17 protein-coding genes are annotated in these 15,262 nt (G+C 61.5%); 8 read left to right on the forward strand and 9 right to left on the reverse strand.

Annotated elements, in window-relative coordinates:
- The first annotated feature begins 55 nt into the window (after positions 1 to 55).
- Positions 56 to 1,357, forward strand: a complete 1,302-nt coding sequence (locus AC1DXO_RS06935) for a Y-family DNA polymerase (RefSeq protein ID WP_476977387.1) — start codon at positions 56 to 58, stop codon at positions 1,355 to 1,357.
- Between the two features lie 223 nt (positions 1,358 to 1,580).
- Positions 1,581 to 2,474 carry a DMT family transporter gene (locus tag AC1DXO_RS06940; RefSeq protein ID WP_476977388.1) on the forward strand — a complete coding sequence of 298 codons (894 nt, stop codon included), beginning with the start codon at positions 1,581 to 1,583 and terminating at the stop codon, positions 2,472 to 2,474.
- A 37-nt stretch (positions 2,475 to 2,511) separates the two neighbouring features.
- Here the strand turns inward: AC1DXO_RS06940 and AC1DXO_RS06945 are convergent, their stop codons facing one another.
- The 3 genes from AC1DXO_RS06945 to AC1DXO_RS06955 form a co-directional block, all read right to left on the reverse strand.
- Positions 2,512 to 2,880, reverse strand: a complete 369-nt coding sequence (locus tag AC1DXO_RS06945) for a cupin domain-containing protein (protein ID WP_476977389.1) — start codon at positions 2,878 to 2,880, stop codon at positions 2,512 to 2,514.
- A 67-nt stretch (positions 2,881 to 2,947) separates the two neighbouring features.
- Positions 2,948 to 3,469 carry a translation initiation factor IF-3 gene (gene infC, locus AC1DXO_RS06950; protein ID WP_476977629.1) on the reverse strand — a complete coding sequence of 174 codons (522 nt, stop codon included), beginning with the start codon at positions 3,467 to 3,469 and terminating at the stop codon, positions 2,948 to 2,950.
- Positions 3,470 to 3,627: 158 nt separating this feature from the next.
- The gene (locus tag AC1DXO_RS06955; RefSeq protein ID WP_476977390.1) at positions 3,628 to 4,845 is read right to left on the reverse strand and encodes a glycosyltransferase family 4 protein; all 1,218 of its coding nucleotides are present in this window, start codon (positions 4,843 to 4,845) and stop codon (positions 3,628 to 3,630) included.
- Positions 4,846 to 4,919: 74 nt separating this feature from the next.
- On the opposite strand from AC1DXO_RS06955, the gene AC1DXO_RS06960 reads away from it, so the two are divergent.
- From AC1DXO_RS06960 to AC1DXO_RS06970, 3 genes are read left to right on the forward strand one after another with little or no spacing between them, the layout of a single operon-like run.
- Positions 4,920 to 5,660 (forward strand): alpha/beta hydrolase, encoded by a 741-nt coding sequence (locus AC1DXO_RS06960; protein ID WP_476977391.1) that lies wholly within the window; start codon positions 4,920 to 4,922, stop codon positions 5,658 to 5,660.
- A 59-nt stretch (positions 5,661 to 5,719) separates the two neighbouring features.
- A complete protein-coding gene (locus tag AC1DXO_RS06965) occupies positions 5,720 to 6,208 on the forward strand; it encodes a hypothetical protein (protein ID WP_476977392.1) in 489 nt (162 codons plus the stop codon).
- On the forward strand, positions 6,205 to 6,585 hold the full coding sequence (locus AC1DXO_RS06970; protein WP_476977393.1) for a type II toxin-antitoxin system VapC family toxin: 381 nt from the start codon (positions 6,205 to 6,207) through the stop codon (positions 6,583 to 6,585). The genes AC1DXO_RS06965 and AC1DXO_RS06970 overlap by 4 nt, the downstream gene beginning before the upstream one ends.
- A gap of 6 nt (positions 6,586 to 6,591) precedes the next feature.
- On the opposite strand, the gene AC1DXO_RS06975 is transcribed toward AC1DXO_RS06970, so the two are convergent.
- The 4 genes from AC1DXO_RS06975 to AC1DXO_RS06990 are packed head-to-tail and all read right to left on the reverse strand — an operon-like array spanning position 6,592 to position 10,116.
- The gene (locus AC1DXO_RS06975; protein ID WP_476977394.1) at positions 6,592 to 8,181 is read right to left on the reverse strand and encodes a GMC oxidoreductase; all 1,590 of its coding nucleotides are present in this window, start codon (positions 8,179 to 8,181) and stop codon (positions 6,592 to 6,594) included.
- A 9-nt stretch (positions 8,182 to 8,190) separates the two neighbouring features.
- Positions 8,191 to 8,988, reverse strand: coding sequence for an SDR family NAD(P)-dependent oxidoreductase (locus AC1DXO_RS06980; protein WP_476977395.1), 798 nt, complete (start codon positions 8,986 to 8,988; stop codon positions 8,191 to 8,193).
- A 37-nt stretch (positions 8,989 to 9,025) separates the two neighbouring features.
- A complete protein-coding gene (locus tag AC1DXO_RS06985) occupies positions 9,026 to 9,847 on the reverse strand; it encodes an SDR family oxidoreductase (RefSeq protein ID WP_476977396.1) in 822 nt (273 codons plus the stop codon).
- Positions 9,844 to 10,116, reverse strand: a complete 273-nt coding sequence (locus AC1DXO_RS06990; protein WP_476977397.1) for a hypothetical protein — start codon at positions 10,114 to 10,116, stop codon at positions 9,844 to 9,846. Before AC1DXO_RS06990 ends, AC1DXO_RS06985 begins: the two co-directional genes overlap by 4 nt.
- Before the next feature lie 168 nt (positions 10,117 to 10,284).
- On the opposite strand from AC1DXO_RS06990, the gene clpB reads away from it, so the two are divergent.
- The 3 genes from clpB (at position 10,285) to AC1DXO_RS07005 (ending at position 14,029) form a co-directional block, all read left to right on the forward strand.
- A complete protein-coding gene (clpB, locus tag AC1DXO_RS06995; RefSeq protein ID WP_476977398.1) occupies positions 10,285 to 12,867 on the forward strand; it encodes an ATP-dependent chaperone ClpB in 2,583 nt (860 codons plus the stop codon).
- Between the two features lie 211 nt (positions 12,868 to 13,078).
- Positions 13,079 to 13,420 carry a hypothetical protein gene (locus AC1DXO_RS07000; protein ID WP_476977399.1) on the forward strand — a complete coding sequence of 114 codons (342 nt, stop codon included), beginning with the start codon at positions 13,079 to 13,081 and terminating at the stop codon, positions 13,418 to 13,420.
- A 108-nt stretch (positions 13,421 to 13,528) separates the two neighbouring features.
- Positions 13,529 to 14,029 carry a DUF3291 domain-containing protein gene (locus tag AC1DXO_RS07005; protein ID WP_476977400.1) on the forward strand — a complete coding sequence of 167 codons (501 nt, stop codon included), beginning with the start codon at positions 13,529 to 13,531 and terminating at the stop codon, positions 14,027 to 14,029.
- Positions 14,030 to 14,241: 212 nt separating this feature from the next.
- Here AC1DXO_RS07005 and AC1DXO_RS07010 read toward each other — a convergent pair whose 3' ends face one another.
- Positions 14,242 to 14,772 (reverse strand): hypothetical protein, encoded by a 531-nt coding sequence (locus AC1DXO_RS07010; RefSeq protein ID WP_476977401.1) that lies wholly within the window; start codon positions 14,770 to 14,772, stop codon positions 14,242 to 14,244.
- Positions 14,769 to 15,260, reverse strand: coding sequence for a DinB family protein (locus AC1DXO_RS07015; RefSeq protein ID WP_476977402.1), 492 nt, complete (start codon positions 15,258 to 15,260; stop codon positions 14,769 to 14,771). Before AC1DXO_RS07015 ends, AC1DXO_RS07010 begins: the two co-directional genes overlap by 4 nt.
- Positions 15,261 to 15,262: the final 2 nt, after the last annotated feature.

Genomic DNA, 15,262 nt, shown 5'->3' on the forward strand with positions numbered 1-15,262 from the left:
GCAATGCGTCCGGTGCCATCTTGACTCTACGGTATCGTTCTTGATATGTTCCGATATGGCTGACGGAACGACCAGAGCAGGCATAGATTCACGCTGGCCAAGTCCTTCGTGGGATGATGGCGGCGGTTTGCGCTGGCTGTATCTCGACATGAACAGCTATTTCGCCAGCTGCGAACAACAGGATGATCCGCGCCTGCGCCGCCGGCCGGTGATCGTCGTGCCGGTGATGAGCGACTATACCTCGGCCATCGCCGCCAGCCAGGAGGCCAAGGCCTTCGGCGTCAAGACGGGCACCCAGGTCAGGGAGGCGAAGGCACGCATTCCCGGCCTGTGCATCGTCGAAGCCAGGCCCGACCGCTATGTCGACCTGCACAACCGCATCCTGGAACAGGTCGATCGCGTCATGCCGGTCGACAAGGTCTGTTCCATCGACGAGGTGGCCTGTCGGCTGACCGGCCCGCAGCAGCACGAGGCCGCCGCCCGCGCCCTGGGCCATCGCATGCAACGCTATATCCTGGAAAATGTCGGTGAATGCCTGACGGCCTCGATCGGCATCGCGGCGTCGAAACTGCTGGCCAAGACGGCGGCCGACATGAAGAAGCCGCTGGGCCTGACCGTGCTGCGCCAGGACCGTATGCCGGGCGCCCTGCTCGACCTGAAGCTCAACGACTTCGCCGGGATCGGCTCGGCCATGGACCGGCGTCTACGGGCTGCGGGCGTGCACGAGGTGGCGCAACTGTGGGAGCTGTCGCCGTCGCGCATGCGCCAGATCTGGGGCGGGATCGGCGGGGCCGACTTCTGGTACGCCCTGCACGGTATCGACCCGCCGGAGCTAACCACCGAACGGGCCAGTATCAGCCATTCGCATGTTTTGCCGCGCGAACTGCGTCCGGTCGATCAGGCTCGCGCCGTCGCCCGCCGCCTGACGGCCAAGTGTGGTTCGCGTCTGCGCCGGATGGGTTACAAGTGCTCGGGTCTCAACCTGTCCATTCGCGGCGAGGGCAGGGCGCAGGCCGATGCGCGCTTTGCCCTGACCGCCGACAGTTTTCGCCTGCTTGAGGCGATGGAGACGCTGTGGAACCGCACCACGACCCAGCTTGGCGAGAGCCGCGTCAAGAAGGTTTCGATCACCTGCCTGGGGCTGACGGAGGAAAGTGCTGGGCCCGACCTGTTCGGCTGGACCACCGAGACGGCCGAAGACCCGAAACATATGAAGCTGCTGGGTGCACTCGACGGTCTGAACCAGCGTTTCGGCAAGGACACGGTGACGATCGGCCCGCGCGCCCGCTTGCATGACTTCGTCGGCGCAAAGATTGCGTTCAATCGCATTCCCGAATCCGAGGAGTTCTGGGAATAGCGGAGCGAGGCAGACGGAACTTCCCTCCTCCCTGTACCCGAAGCTCTTGCGAAGGGAATGGGGAGGTGCCCGCGCAGCGGGCGGAGGGGTAGCTATCCTGTCGATACTTTCCCGCCACTTACCGTAAGGTCAGTGCCAAAACCCGTCGCACAGCAAGAATCGGAGTGACGCGTCCCTAAATAGTCGCCATGGCTCAAGTGCTGTCGTTAAATCGGAAACTAAAATGTCCCTGCTTAACCTGACCAAGCTGATCGTCCTGGCGGCCATATGGGGCTCGTCTTTCCTGTTCATGCGCATCGCCGCGCCGTTTGTTTCGCCGCCCTTCCTGATCGCCCTGCGCGTGGCGCTGGGGGCGCTGTTCCTGCTTGGTGTGGCGGTGATGCAAAGGCGCTCGCTCGACATCAAAAGCCACTGGAAGCACTTTTTGATCCTGGGCCTGCTCAACACGGCCCTGCCATTCACCCTGTTTGCCTTTGCCGCCAAGACCCTGCCGGCGTCGCTGTTGTCGATCCTCAATGCGACGGCTCCCATCTTCGGCGCCATCGTCTCCGCTATCTGGCTGCGCACCGCCCTGACGTGGAAGTCGGGGCTCGGTCTTCTGCTCGGTATTACCGGTGTCGCCATTCTGGTCGGCCTGGACAGCGCCAACCTGACGCCGGCGGCCGGTCTCGCCGTTGCGGCGGGCCTGAGTGCCGGGTTCCTCTATGGCCTGGCCTCCGTCTATGCCAAGCAGGCGCGTAGCGTCGACGGCTTTTCCAATGCTCACGGCAGCCTGTGGGCGGCCTGTCTGTTCATGTTTCCGGCCGCACCCTTCTTCCCGCCTGAGCACGCTTTGAGCGCGCCGGTTGTCCTGGCCATCGTCGCCGTCGGCGTGATGTGCAGCGGCATCGCCTATCTGCTCTATTTCAACCTGATCGACGCCATTGGCGCAGCACCCGCGCTCAGCGTCGGCTTCCTGATCCCGGCGTTCGGCGTTCTGTGGGGGGCGTTATTTCTGGGCGAGCATATCGGCCTGCAAACCGTTTTCGGCGGTGTGATCGTGCTGCTTGGCACGGCGCTGATTACTGGCTTTAATCCGCTGGTCCTGATCCGCCGCAAGGCCGTTAGCCTGCCCTGACGCTACGCTCCCTGAGGACTCTTGGCGTGCCCTAACGCTACGCTCCTTGAGGGCGGGGCATAAGCACAACAAAGGTCTTCACCACGGGCTCGATCACCTGCCACTTGCCGGTGAAACCGGGCCGGAAGATGAAGTGGTCGCCGGGCCTGAGCTCGACCGGCGGCTGGCCGTCTTCGCTGATAATGGCGTGGCCTTCGACCAGAGTGCAATATTCCCATTCGTCGTAGGCCACGCGCCATGTCCCGGGTGTTGAGGCCCAGTAGCCGGCAAACCGCGTATCGTCCATCGACGCATCCAGGGTCCACAGGGTGAAGCGGGGATCGCCGGCAATGACCTTTTCCGGGTCCGGGCACAAATGCTCCGGCTCCGGCAGGTCGGCGCGATCAAAGCGGATAAAGTGCGACATAGTCACTCCACATCAGGCATAAAAAAGCCCCGCACGCGCAGGGCTTTCTCCGTGTCAGATCGGCAGCCTATTTCGGCGCCAAAATCATGATCATCTGCTTGCCTTCCATCCTTGGTTCATATTCGACCTTGGTGGTGGGCTCGAAATCGGCCTTGACCTTGTTGAGCAGTTTCATGCCCAGCTCAGGGTGGGCCATTTCACGGCCGCGGAAACGCAGGGTTACCTTGACCTTGTCGCCCTCTTCGAAGAAGCGATGCATGGCCTTGGCCTTGACTTCATAGTCGTGGATATCGATGTTCGGGCGAAGCTTGATTTCCTTGATTTCCACGACCTTCTGCTTCTTGCGCGCTTCGGCCTTCTTCTTCTGCTCCTGGAAGCGGAACTTGCCGTAGTCGAGAATCTTGCAGACGGGTGGATCAGCGGTAGGGGAGACTTCGACGAGATCCAGTCCGGCTTCTTCTGCGGCTTCCAACGCGGAGGAGGTCGGCATGATGCCTTGCTTCTCACCGTGCTGATCAATCAACAATACACGCGGGACCTTGATGTCCTGGTTGATGCGGGGGCCGTCTTTAGGGGGCGGGGCTTGAATCGGGCGACGAATAGGTCTTCTCCTGTGATCGTTAATGGGAAATCGGCTCTTGAAGAGTCGTGCTCTCGAAGAGTTGGGCGCGATTATACGGGAAGCGCCCAAAGTCGCAATCCCAAATAGCCTCGCAAAGTTAATTAGTAGGTTAAATTTTCAGGATGTCAGGCTGGCTCGGAAAAATCCGACGGCACCGGACCGGCACGCTGGCGTTCGCTCAAGATAAGCAGGGCGCGGTAAACATCAAGGGTGCTGTCGCACATTGTGTCGAGGCTGAACCTGGCCTTGACATGGGCGCGACCCCTGACCCCCATGGCGAAGCGCGCTTCATCGGGCAGCGCCATTGCGGTTTTCATCGCCTCCGCCCAGGCCGCGACATTGCCAGGCCTGACCAACCAGCCGGTGACGCCGTCGACAACCGTCTCGACCGTGGCGCCGTGAGCGGCGGCAAGGACCGGGCGCTGCATGGCCTGGGGCTCGACGGCGGTGCGCCCAAACGCCTCCGGGTCCATCGACGGCGTCAGGGCGAAATGGCACATGGTATAGGCGCTGGGCATGTCGCTGACATGGCCGACCAGCCGGACCTGATCCTTCAGGCCATGGACCTCGATCAGCTTTTCCAGCGCCGCCTTGTACTCGGCGCGGCCCTGGTCGTCGCCGGCCATGAAGACGAGGAAGTTTTCGATACCCTGCTTTTTCAACAGGTTGGCGGCTTCGATAATCAGCACCTGGCCCTTCCAGCGGGTAAGTCGGGCGGCCAGCAGAAAGCGCGTACGCGTGTCGTTGCGGTCGGTGCCCCAGGCTTCGTCCAGCGCCATGATCTTGCGGACGTCGAAGGCTTCCGGATCGAAACGGTGCATGTCGATGCCGCGCGGTATGCTGATCACGCGTTCGGGCAAGGCATTGGGAAAGGTTTTCAGCACGTGGTCGCGCGTATAGGCCGAATTGGCGATGGTCATGTCGGCGCGCGTCATCTGGCTGTTGTACCAGCGCTTCAGGGCTGATTTGGCGTTGTAGATGCCATGATAGGTCGCGACCGAACGGATCTTTTCGGCCCGCGCTGCCGAGATCGCCGCCATTGCCGGCGCGCGCGAGCGGACGTGGACGATATCGACCTGTTCACGCCGGATCAGGCGACGCAGGGTGAAGTGGTTGTTCAATTGGGTCAGCGGGTTCTTGCTGTGCACCGGCATCAGCACTACCGTGGCGCCGGATGCCTTCAGCTTGTCGACCAGGCGCCCGCCTTTGGTCGCTACGATCGATCGCCCGCCGGCCTTGCGGATTGCATCGCTGACGTCGAGCACGGTTTGCTCGACGCCGCCGGTGTCGAGTTCCGGAACGACCTGCAAAACGCAGCCTGTGAACATAGTCGAGATGGGCATATGGCTTGTTTAACCAGGCACGGTGGGTTACGCCACTGACCATGACAAACGTTTGGAATCAAGAGCCTGAGTGGTTGACGGCACCGAATGGCGATCGTCTGGCCTGGCGGCGCGTCCGGGGCAGCGGCCCGACCATCCTATGGCTGGGCGGATTTCTGTCCGATATGCAGGGCGCCAAGATCGCCGCCCTGAGCGCAGTGGCGCGAGAGCGGGGCTGGGACTTTCTCTGTTTCGACTATTTCGCCCACGGCGAGACCGGTGGCGATTTTGCCCAAGCCCGTGTCGGCCGGTGGCGCGACAATGCCCTGGCTGTGGCCGATATGTTGACCGACGGGCCGGTGGTCGCGGTGGGTTCCAGCATGGGCGGGCATATGCTGGCCTCACTGATCTTGGCGCGGCCGGGCAAAGTCGCGGCGGCGGGCTTTGTCGCGCCGGCGGCCGATTTCGTCACCAAGCTCATGCTGCCGTCCCTGACGCCCGCGGCGCAACGTGAACTGGCGCAGACCGGGGTCTTCATGATGCCGGGCTATAACCGGCCGGTACCGTTGAGCCAAGCCTTTTTCGACGAAGCGCAGGCGCATGATGTCCTCAACACGGCCCTGGCCTTTGACGGGCCGGTACGTATCCTGCACGGCATGAAGGACGAGGTCGTACCCTGGCAACATGGGGTGCGACTGTTGAAAACCATGACGTCGCGGGACGCCCATATCCACTTGATCAAGGACGGCGATCACCGCCTGTCCCGTGATCAGGACCTGGCCTTGCTTGTGCAGATGGTGACGGAGTTGCGAATTTATTCAATAAGTGGCAATTAATATGTAAATTGACGTTTTTGGGTAATTATTGTAATCTTGGAGACGTTGGAGGCGCCATCATGAATATGCAAACCTTTGGCCGTTTTCGCCCGAAGCCGGGAACAAAGACGGGGCGAGTCTGGGACATAGCCGATCTCGTTAGCCGCGAAACGGGCCGGAAGGCAACGCGTCAGGAAGTCGTGGAAAGAGTCGTGGCATCCGGCGGCAATGAGGGCACGGCCAGTACGCAGTATCATGAATGGCAAAAAGCATATGATCAAGCCGCGGCGGGATTTGCTGAACAGCCGCCGGCCCGCTCGTCGGACAGGCAGGCGGTTCAAATCGGTTCCGACGGGCGTTTGCTTGTACCGTTGGACTTGCGCCGACTGATGATGATCGGTGATGACGGCAAGTTGACCGCGCAGGTCATTGACGGTGAATTGCGTATCATTTCGCCCGCCTGCGCCGTGAAACGCATGCAGGAACTGGCCCGCGCGCAGGACACAGGTACAGGCTCCGTCGTCGACGAACTTATCGCAGAACGCAGGCTTGAAGCTGGCCGCGAATGACGGCAGTTCTCGATTCCTCTGCCATTCTTGCCCTGATATGGCAGGAAAAGGGTCACGAAATAGTGTCCTCCCACCTGACCGACGCCTGTATGAGCACGGTCAATCTTGCCGAAGTCTATAGCAAATGCCAGGAACGTGGCCTCGATCTGGATGCGATGCGGGGTTTCCTGGCCAGTTTGAAGGTGACGATGGTCGGTTATGACGAACAGCAGGCTTTCGCGACCGGCGCGTTGCGTTCGCAGACTGTTCGGGGCGGTCTTTCGCTGGGTGATCGCGCTTGCTTGAGCCTGGCCATGGCGCAGGGTGCAAGCGTGGTTACGGCCGACGGCATCTGGCAATCGCTGGGACTGCCCCTGCAAATTGTTGCGATTCGCTGAGGGGCGTCAGGCCAGTCGTTCCCGCAGATGATCGCCGACTCTCAGGGCATTGGCCACGGTGGTCAGGGTCGGGTTGACCGCCGAACTCGACACGAAGACCGATGTGTCGACCACGTACAGATTATCGAGATCGTGCGCCTTGCAGTTGGCGTCGACCACGCTGGCGGCGGGATCGCGGCCCATGCGCAGGGTGCCGCACTGGTGCGCCGTGCCGTACAAGGGCAGCAACTGGTCGATCTGGAAGTTGGGCTCGAACAGGGTGTGCTGGCGCAGGGTAAAGCCATGCAGGGCGTTTTCCAGCCGGCGGGTCAGGCGCTGATGCGGCTCCAGATTGTTCGGTGTGTAGGTCAGCTTGATCTGGCCGGTCGCTGTCAGGGATACTCGGTTTTCGGCACGCGGCAGGTCCTCACTCATCGTCAGGAAGGCGACCATGTGGCGGGCAATGTCGTCGGTCAGGAAATCGGGGATCAGGCTGGGCGGGATATAGTCGGCGATCTGGCCTTCCAGGGTCGGGCCGGACATATATTCCAGTAGCTGGATCTGACCCATCGGGAACTTATACGATCCGTCTGGCTCACCGAAATAGAAGTCGTTGACCGCGAATGTCTTGGGGAAGTGCGAGTCGAAGCGCTGGGCCATGATCGAGATCACCGCCGAGGTGGTGTGGAACATGTAGTTGCGTCCGACCAGACCCGAACTGTTGGCCAGGCCATTCGGATTGCTGGCCGATTCCGAGCGCAGCAGGATGGCGGCGGAATTGGCGGCCCCGGCGGCCAGGGCGAAGATATCGCCCTTGAAGGTCATCGGCGCGCCATTTGCATCTTCGGTGATCACTGACGTGACGGTCTTGTCACCGTCGCCGGTGACCAGGCTCATCACCTTGTGGCCGGGCAGGATGGTGACGTTCGGCAGATCGCGGATGGGATCGAGCACGATCGAACGCGCGTCGGACTTGGCCTTGAGGAAACACGGAAATCCGCCGCAGGTCGTGCAGCGTACGCAATGCGACGCCTGGGGATTTGTCTCATCGCGATTGATACCTAGGGGCAGGGGCGAAGGATGCCAGCCACGCGCCTTCAGGTGCGTCTTCAAGGCGAAAACGCCGGGATCGTCGGCGACCGCCGGATAGGGATAGGGAGGATCGTCGGGCTGGTCGTTCGGATCTATGCCGCGTTCGCCGTGGACGCGCCACAGCATTTCGGCCTTGGTGTAGTAGGGCGCCAGGTCGGCATAGGAGATCGGCCAGGCCGGTGACAGGCCGTCGGCGTGCTCGACGGCTTCGAAGTCACGCACCTTCATGCGCATCAGGGCGGCGCCATAGAAGGTCGTATTGCCGCCGACCCAGTAGTTGGTATTGGGGATGAAGGGGCGGTTGTCCTTGTCTACCCATACCTCCTTGGTGCGGTAACGGTGCTCGATAAAGACGGCGCGGGCGTCCCAGTTCTGCTTCTCGACCGGCAGTTCCTGGCCGCGCTCCAGGATCAGGATCTTTTTTCCCGTGTCAGCCAGACTGTAGGCCAGGGTTCCGCCGCCCGCGCCGGAACCGATAATGATGATGTCGTAATGGGTGGTCTCGGCGGACGGCAGGTCGGGCATGGATATTACTCAGTCGTGTAGTTGATAGCGTTTGGCGCCCCAGCGGATCAGCGGTGTGATCAGGCCGTCGGGTAACAGGGTCATGGCGGCGACGGCGATCTTGTTGACCAGGCCGGTGACGATGACTTCTCGGCCGGCTTCGTTGGCGCGAATGGCGGCTTCGACAACGCTTTGCGCGCTCTGGACCAGGCGTGACGGTTTGTCCTTCAGGACCTCAGTCATGCCGTTGGCGGTCTGGAATTCCGACTCGGTGGAACCGGGGCAGAGTGCCGTCACCTTGACGCCCTTGGCGGCCACCTCGGCGGCCAGGGAGCGCGAGAATTTCAGCATATAGGCCTTGGCCGCCGGATACAGGGTATGGCCGGCGGCACCGGGCGAAAAGGCGACCATGGACGATACATTGATTATGCGGCCATAGCCCTGAGCCAGCATGTGCGGCAGCAAGGCGTGGGCCAAAAGCGTCGGCGTGGTGACGCAGACCTCGACAAAGGCCAACTGCTGCTCGGCGGTGGTGTGGCTGAAGGTGTGGGCCAGGGAATAGCCGGCATTGTTGACCAGTCCGTCGGGCTGCAGGTCGTGCGTTTTGAGCTCGGCCAATAGACCTTCAACCTGGGCACGCTGGGCCAGGTCGGCGGTCAGGACTGTGGCGGTGATCTTGTATTGTTCGCGAAGGTCCGTGGCCAGGGCATCGAGGCGGTCACGCCGGCGGGCCACCAGGATCAGGTTCTGACCGCGCGCCGCGTAAGCGCGGGCGAACTGGGCGCCGATGCCCGATGACGCGCCCGTGATCAGAAAAGTCTTCGCCATTGAGTCGCCCCAGGATTGGCGTCATAGGCTAATCCGATTACGGCTTTTGTATAGCCCGCCACAGCGCGAAAAGTCCGTCGCGATAGGTCGGATAGGCCGGCCGCCAGCCCAGTTCGGCCTTGGCCAGGGCGTTGGAGACGCGCTTGTTGTCACGGTAGAAGCGCTGCATGGCCGGATAGCGCGGATCGTCCCAGGCCGTGGCGTCGGGCACCGGCAGTCCGGACAGGGCAGCTGCGTGCAGTAATACCGTGTCGGCGGCGGCCGGTTCGTCGTCGCACAGATTATAGATTCCACCCGAACGGGGACGGTTCAGGCTGGCCATCAGGGCGGTGGCGCAGTCGTCGTGATGCAGGCGGGAAAAGACGTGACCCGGCTTATGAATGCGTCGGGCCGTGCCGTCGCGCAGCCGTTCGATGACATTGCGGCCGGGACCATAAAGCCCGGGCAGGCGGAAGATCTGCGCGCCTACCGACAGCCATTGCTGCTCGGCTACGACACGCCGGCGGCCTTCAGCCGAGGTTGGCCTCAGTTCGCTGTCTTCCCAGACCCAGCCACCGCCACGGTCACCATAGACGCCGGTCGTCGACAGGTATCCTATCCAGCAACTGCGTTTGAACAGAGACAGGGCGGCGAAGGCTGGACAGCCGTCATCACCAGGGGCGGGCGTGATCAGGATAGCGTCGGCTGCTACGTCGCGCGCCTCGGTCGGATCGATGGCGGTAACGCCCTCTGCTTCAAGCGCTTGGCGTTTGTCCGCTGAGCGTGCCGTGGCTGTGATGTCGTAGCCGGCGTCGCGGGCCAGGTGCGCAAAGGCCGCGCCGATATAGCCATAGCCGAAGATCAGGAGTTGGCGACTCAATTGGTCGCGGCGTCGTCGCTGGTCACAGACGCGGTTGCCGCATCGGTCGACTGTCCAGCCCGGCGCTGGGCCTTTTCGGCGGCTTCGCGTTTGAGGCGGGCATCGCGTTCGCGCGTCATGCGGTAATAGTCGGGATATTCGACAGCATGGCCGAACGGCGCCGGCGAACGCGTGCCCAGGCCCTGTGGCCAGATCAGGCTGAACGCAATCAGCACAAAGGCGATGAGGGCCGCAACCGGATAAAAGATCTTGTTGTCGAGAAATTTCATGGCCGCTTTTATAGGGCGATTGACAGGTTTGCGCCACAGCAAAAGTGCACTGTGGAAAATTGGGCGAGCGGCCCTTGTGTTGTTGAAATGCCACACTATATCGGCTGCCATGAGGGTCGCTTCATCGCAAGGGCCGTCAAGTCCATCCGCCTTGAAGGGGAGCCGTCCATGAACGTCGACAAATATTCCGAAAAAACGCAAAAGCTTATCCAAAGCGCCCAGGGAATTGCCCAGGCGAGCAGCCACCAGTATTTCATGCCCGTCCATGTGCTGAAGGCGCTGACCGAGGATCGCGACGGCCTGACCTCGCGCCTGATCGCCCTGGCCGGTGGCAATGCCGAAGCCTTCGCGGGCGCCGTTGACGCGACGTTCAACAAGATCCCGTCGGTGACCGGTTCGGCCCAGCAACTGTTCATGCATAACGATACCGCCAAGCTGTTCAATGAGGCCGAGACCGAAGCCCAAAAAGCCGGCGACAGCTTCGTCACCGCCGACCGCCTGCTGGTTGCCGCGCTCAATACCACTGACGGCGCCGCCATCCTCAAGTCCGCCAATCTCAATCTGAAAACCCTGAAAGACGCCCAGGCGGCTTTTCGCAAGGGCAAGACAGCCGACTCGGCCTCGGCCGAAAACGGCTTTGACGCCTTGAAGAAATACGCCCGCGACCTGACCCAGGCGGCGCTGGACGGCAAGATCGATCCGGTCATAGGCCGTGACGAGGAAATCCGTCGCACCATCCAGGTCCTGGCCCGGCGCACCAAGAACAATCCTGTCCTGATCGGCGAGCCCGGTGTGGGTAAGACCGCGATTGTCGAGGGCCTGGCCCAGCGCATCATCAATGGCGACGTACCGGAATCTCTCAAGGACAAGAAGCTGTTTTCGCTCGACATGGGCGCCCTGATCGCCGGGGCCAAGTACCGCGGCGAGTTCGAGGAACGCCTGAAGGCCGTCCTCAATGAGGTGACCGCAGCCGAGGGCGAGATCGTCCTGTTCATCGACGAAATGCACACCCTGGTCGGCGCCGGCAAATCCGATGGCGCTATGGACGCTTCCAACCTGCTGAAGCCCGCCCTGGCGCGCGGCGAACTGCACTGCGTCGGCGCCACAACCCTGGATGAGTACCGCAAGCACGTCGAAAAGGACGCTGCCCTGGCGCGGCGCTTCCAGCCGGTCTTTGTCACCGAACCGACGGTGGAGGACACCATCTCGATCCTGCGCGGCCTCAAGGAAAAGTATGAAGTCCACCACGGCGTGCGCATCTCCGACTCGGCGATCGTGGCGGCGGCGACCCTGTCGAACCGTTACATCGCCGACCGCTTTTTGCCCGACAAGGCGATCGACCTGATCGACGAGGCCGGATCGCGCGTCCGCATGGCCATCGACTCCAAGCCCGAAGAGCTGGATGAACTGGACCGCCGCGTCGTCCAGCTGAAGATCGAGCGCGAAGCGCTGAACAAGGAGACCGATCCCGGTTCGCGTGCCCGTCTGGACAAGCTGACCGACGAACTGGACGAGTTGGAGCTCAAGTCCCACGACCTGACGGTTCGCTGGAAGTCGGAAAAGGACAAGGTCGGATCGGCCGCCCGGGCGCGTGAAGCGCTCGACCGTGCGCGCATCGACCTGGCCAATGCCCAGCGCGTCGGTGACCTGCAAAAGGCCTCTGAAATTCTGTATGGCCGCATTCCGTCGCTCGAAAAGGAGCTGGCGGCGGCTGAAACCGCGCCACAGGACGCTCAACATCTGACCCCGGAAGTGGTCGATTCTCAGCAGATCGCCGCTGTGGTGTCGCGCTGGACCGGGATTCCTGTCGACAAGATGCTGGAAGGCGAGCGCGACAAGCTGCTGCGTATGGAAGATACCTTGCGCAAACGCGTGGTCGGTCAGGACGAGGCCCTGACGGCGGTGTCCGATGCCGTGCGTCGGGCGCGGGCGGGTCTTAAGGATCCCAACCGCCCGATCGGCTCCTTCCTCTTCCTGGGCCCGACGGGTGTTGGCAAGACCGAGCTCAACAAGGCGCTGGCGGAATTCCTGTTCGACGACGAGACGGCGATCACGCGGCTCGACATGTCGGAATATATGGAAAAGCACTCGGTCTCACGGATGATCGGCGCGCCTCCGGGCTATGTCGGTTATGACGAAGGTGGCGCGCTGACCGAGGCCGTGCGCCGCCGGCCGTATCAGGTCGTCTTGTTCGACGAAGTCGAAAAGGCGCACCCGGACGTGTTCAACATCCTCTTGCAGGTGCTGGACGACGGTCGCCTGACCGATGGCCAGGGAAGGGTTGTCGACTTCCGTAACACCTTGATCGTTATGACGTCGAACCTGGGTTCGGACGTGCTGGTCAATATGTCACCGGAGACGTCGGTCGAGGTCGTGCGGCCGCTGGTTCTGGAGGCTGTGCGCCGCCATTTCCGCCCGGAATTCCTCAACCGGGTCGATGAGATGATCCTGTTCCATCGCCTCGACGCGGCGCATATGCACGACATCGTCCGCATCCAGCTGAAGGGCCTGGAGAAGTTGATGGCCGACCGGGAGATGACTCTGTCGATCGAGGATTCGGCCCTGAACTTCCTGGCCGAAAAGGGCTTCGACCCGGCCTATGGGGCACGGCCCTTGAAGCGGGTGATCCAGAAGCTGTTGGTCGATGGGATTGCCAAACGGATCCTGGCCGGTGAGGTCACGGACGGCGATGTCATCCATGTCGGCTTTGATGGCGAGGAACTGACGATCGGCAAGCCCACCGTCAACTGACGGGGGGGGGGGCATGAAGCGTCTTTGGGGCCCCAAGACTTCCGTTGCCCTTTCCGCGCCTCGCCCGCTTGGGCGAAGGCGTGGAGAGGGCATTGATTTCCGGGCTGCGGTCTTCAGCCTGTGTCGGTTATGTGAATGATGCTTTCATGTTGCGCCATCTGTTGCCATATCTGAGAGGATTGAATTTGGCGTAGGAAGGCAAACCAAAACTATGAACGAGTTGATTGGACGATATGTGATGATCGGCATCACCTTCGTAGGGATAGATGATGCCGTGGTCGAACATTTCCAAACCCATGGCCGCATTCTGAACGCCGATGAGTTGACAGGCATTGTCGTGCAGAAGGGTGACGGATCTGGAGTGTTCGTTCTGCCGCCGGACACAAAAGCTTTCAATGTTGCCAAACCAGGTATTTACACCCTGCGCGCAACGGGAGAGGAGCTCGAAGACCCCGATCTGCTGACCAATTGGACAATTAAAGTCCGTTCCGAAAATATCGACCAGTATAAACTTGTTGGATTTCCCGGGCCGTTCGAACCGAGATCCCATTAGGCACTCTTGCCAATTTTGAGGAAACATCACGGCGCGTAAATTCTTGAAACGGCCGGTATTGCGGGTGCGTGTTCTGCCCCTATATCCAAATGGCTGAGGAGGCGCCCCATGACAGACAATCAAGCGACTGACTATCACCTGGCCGAAGTCAACATTGCCCGTTTTCGCGTACCCATGAACGACCCCGTCAATGCCGATTTCGTCAATGCGCTCGACAGGGTAAACGCTCTGGCCGATGGCAGTGACGGCTTTATCTGGCGGCTGAAAGGCGAGGGGGGCGACGCCATGGATATCCATGCGTTCGATGACCCGAATGTGGCTATCAACATGTCGCTGTGGCGCGATATCGACAGCCTGGCCGCCTATACCTACCGCAATCCGGACCATCTGGAGATCATGCGGCGGCGCAAGGAATGGTTCGAAAAGATGGAACTGTACTTTGTGCTGTGGTGGGTACCCGCCGGGCACATCCCGACGGTTGCCGAAGCGATCGGCCGTCTTGAACGCCTGCGCCGTATCGGACCCCATGCCGACGCCTTTACCTTCAGCAAGCCCTTCCCGGCGCCGGGTCAGGCAGAGCCCGAGCCCGTGCTCGATAGCTGCGCCTGAGCCGCTATGCCGGAGGCCATCTGCAGCGGAAACGGTCTAAAGATATTGGCCACGGATGACACGGATGCGGCTTTGCCGCTGCACGGATGACAGCGAGACCTGGATCTATCTGAGGGATTTTGATAAGGCGCTTTGCGCTTTGAACCATATCCAAGTCAGTTCGAAGGCCCGGCCGATCCGTGTAGCGGCGAAGTCGCATCCGTGGCCAAATCTTAAATACCCGGAATCTTCAGGCCGAACTGATCCGCCATATGCAGCAGGGCTTCGGCATTGCCGATAGCGTCGTCGACCGGGTCGTGCGTATGTTTCGTCCTGCGAAACGCCTTCCACTCCGAGGCGGCGCCGAAGCGTTGGACGAGGCCGGCATAGAGGTCGCCGATGCGCCGTCCCGAATGGCCGAACGGATTGGCGCCCTGGTAGCGGTGGAAGTAGTAGTTCACCCATTGCCAGTCGAAGGCTGGATTGTCTGAAATAAAGGTCGGCCGTCCGCCGGAATTCACGGCCGTGAGAAAGGCCGCGAAATCAGCCATGCCGATGGCCGGATCGGGACAGGCTTCGTGCCGTTGGCGGGTAAATCCGCTGACCGCCAGGGCGTCGGCAATCCAGTCGGGCGAGATCGGCGCAAAAGTCGCCTTGAAGGTCGTCTTCAGGTCACGGTCGAGACGCACCACGCCGACCGAGATCATCGAATAGAGCCCTGGCGCCGGGCCGTCGGATTCGACATCGACGACAAAGATGCTCATCCAAGCGCCGTAATTTTGCCGGCCAGCCATTGCAGGCCCGCCAGGTGCTGCTGGTCGTGGCTGCACAGATAGTGGACCAGGCTGCGCATCGTCACCGGGCCATAGTCTTCGAACTCGGCCGTGCGGTCCCACTGGGCCTGCGACACGGTGGCCAGCAGAACCAGGGTTTCCTCGCGCGCGATGCGGAACTGCTGCAGGACGTCGGGCGCGAAGCTGTCGCCATAGGCATGCTGGATCTTCAGTTGAGCGCCGTCGATACTGCCGAGATAGGGATGATCTTCCTTCAGTGTACGGACGAAGCGAACATGGTAGCCGTCTATTTCGATGTCGCGGACGTGACACAGCTGCTCCAGGGCCGAATAGGGCTCGCTGGGGCAGGTCAGCCAGGACGGTGGGGTCCACAACTCGTAGCCATCCGGAATGGCGCCGTAATGCGCCTCCAGCCGGTCAGGAAATGCCGCCAGGGCATCGAGTGTGGCCGCATCCATGT

Source organism: Asticcacaulis sp. P2_C5 (assembly GCF_056404555.1).

Coding starts and splice junctions, on each gene's coding strand:
- AC1DXO_RS06935 (WP_476977387.1), top strand. CDS start 56: ATGGCTGACGGAACGACCAGAGCAGGCATAGATTCACGCTGGCCAAGT.
- AC1DXO_RS06940 (WP_476977388.1), top strand. CDS start 1,581: ATGTCCCTGCTTAACCTGACCAAGCTGATCGTCCTGGCGGCCATATGG.
- AC1DXO_RS06945 (WP_476977389.1), bottom strand. CDS start 2,880: ATGTCGCACTTTATCCGCTTTGATCGCGCCGACCTGCCGGAGCCGGAG.
- AC1DXO_RS06955 (WP_476977390.1), bottom strand. CDS start 4,845: ATGCCCATCTCGACTATGTTCACAGGCTGCGTTTTGCAGGTCGTTCCG.
- AC1DXO_RS06965 (WP_476977392.1), top strand. CDS start 5,720: ATGAATATGCAAACCTTTGGCCGTTTTCGCCCGAAGCCGGGAACAAAG.
- AC1DXO_RS06970 (WP_476977393.1), top strand. CDS start 6,205: ATGACGGCAGTTCTCGATTCCTCTGCCATTCTTGCCCTGATATGGCAG.
- AC1DXO_RS06975 (WP_476977394.1), bottom strand. CDS start 8,181: ATGCCCGACCTGCCGTCCGCCGAGACCACCCATTACGACATCATCATT.
- AC1DXO_RS06980 (WP_476977395.1), bottom strand. CDS start 8,988: ATGGCGAAGACTTTTCTGATCACGGGCGCGTCATCGGGCATCGGCGCC.
- AC1DXO_RS06990 (WP_476977397.1), bottom strand. CDS start 10,116: ATGAAATTTCTCGACAACAAGATCTTTTATCCGGTTGCGGCCCTCATC.
- clpB (WP_476977398.1), top strand. CDS start 10,285: ATGAACGTCGACAAATATTCCGAAAAAACGCAAAAGCTTATCCAAAGC.
- AC1DXO_RS07000 (WP_476977399.1), top strand. CDS start 13,079: ATGAACGAGTTGATTGGACGATATGTGATGATCGGCATCACCTTCGTA.
- AC1DXO_RS07005 (WP_476977400.1), top strand. CDS start 13,529: ATGACAGACAATCAAGCGACTGACTATCACCTGGCCGAAGTCAACATT.
- AC1DXO_RS07010 (WP_476977401.1), bottom strand. CDS start 14,772: ATGAGCATCTTTGTCGTCGATGTCGAATCCGACGGCCCGGCGCCAGGG.
- AC1DXO_RS07015 (WP_476977402.1), bottom strand. CDS start 15,260: ATGGATGCGGCCACACTCGATGCCCTGGCGGCATTTCCTGACCGGCTG.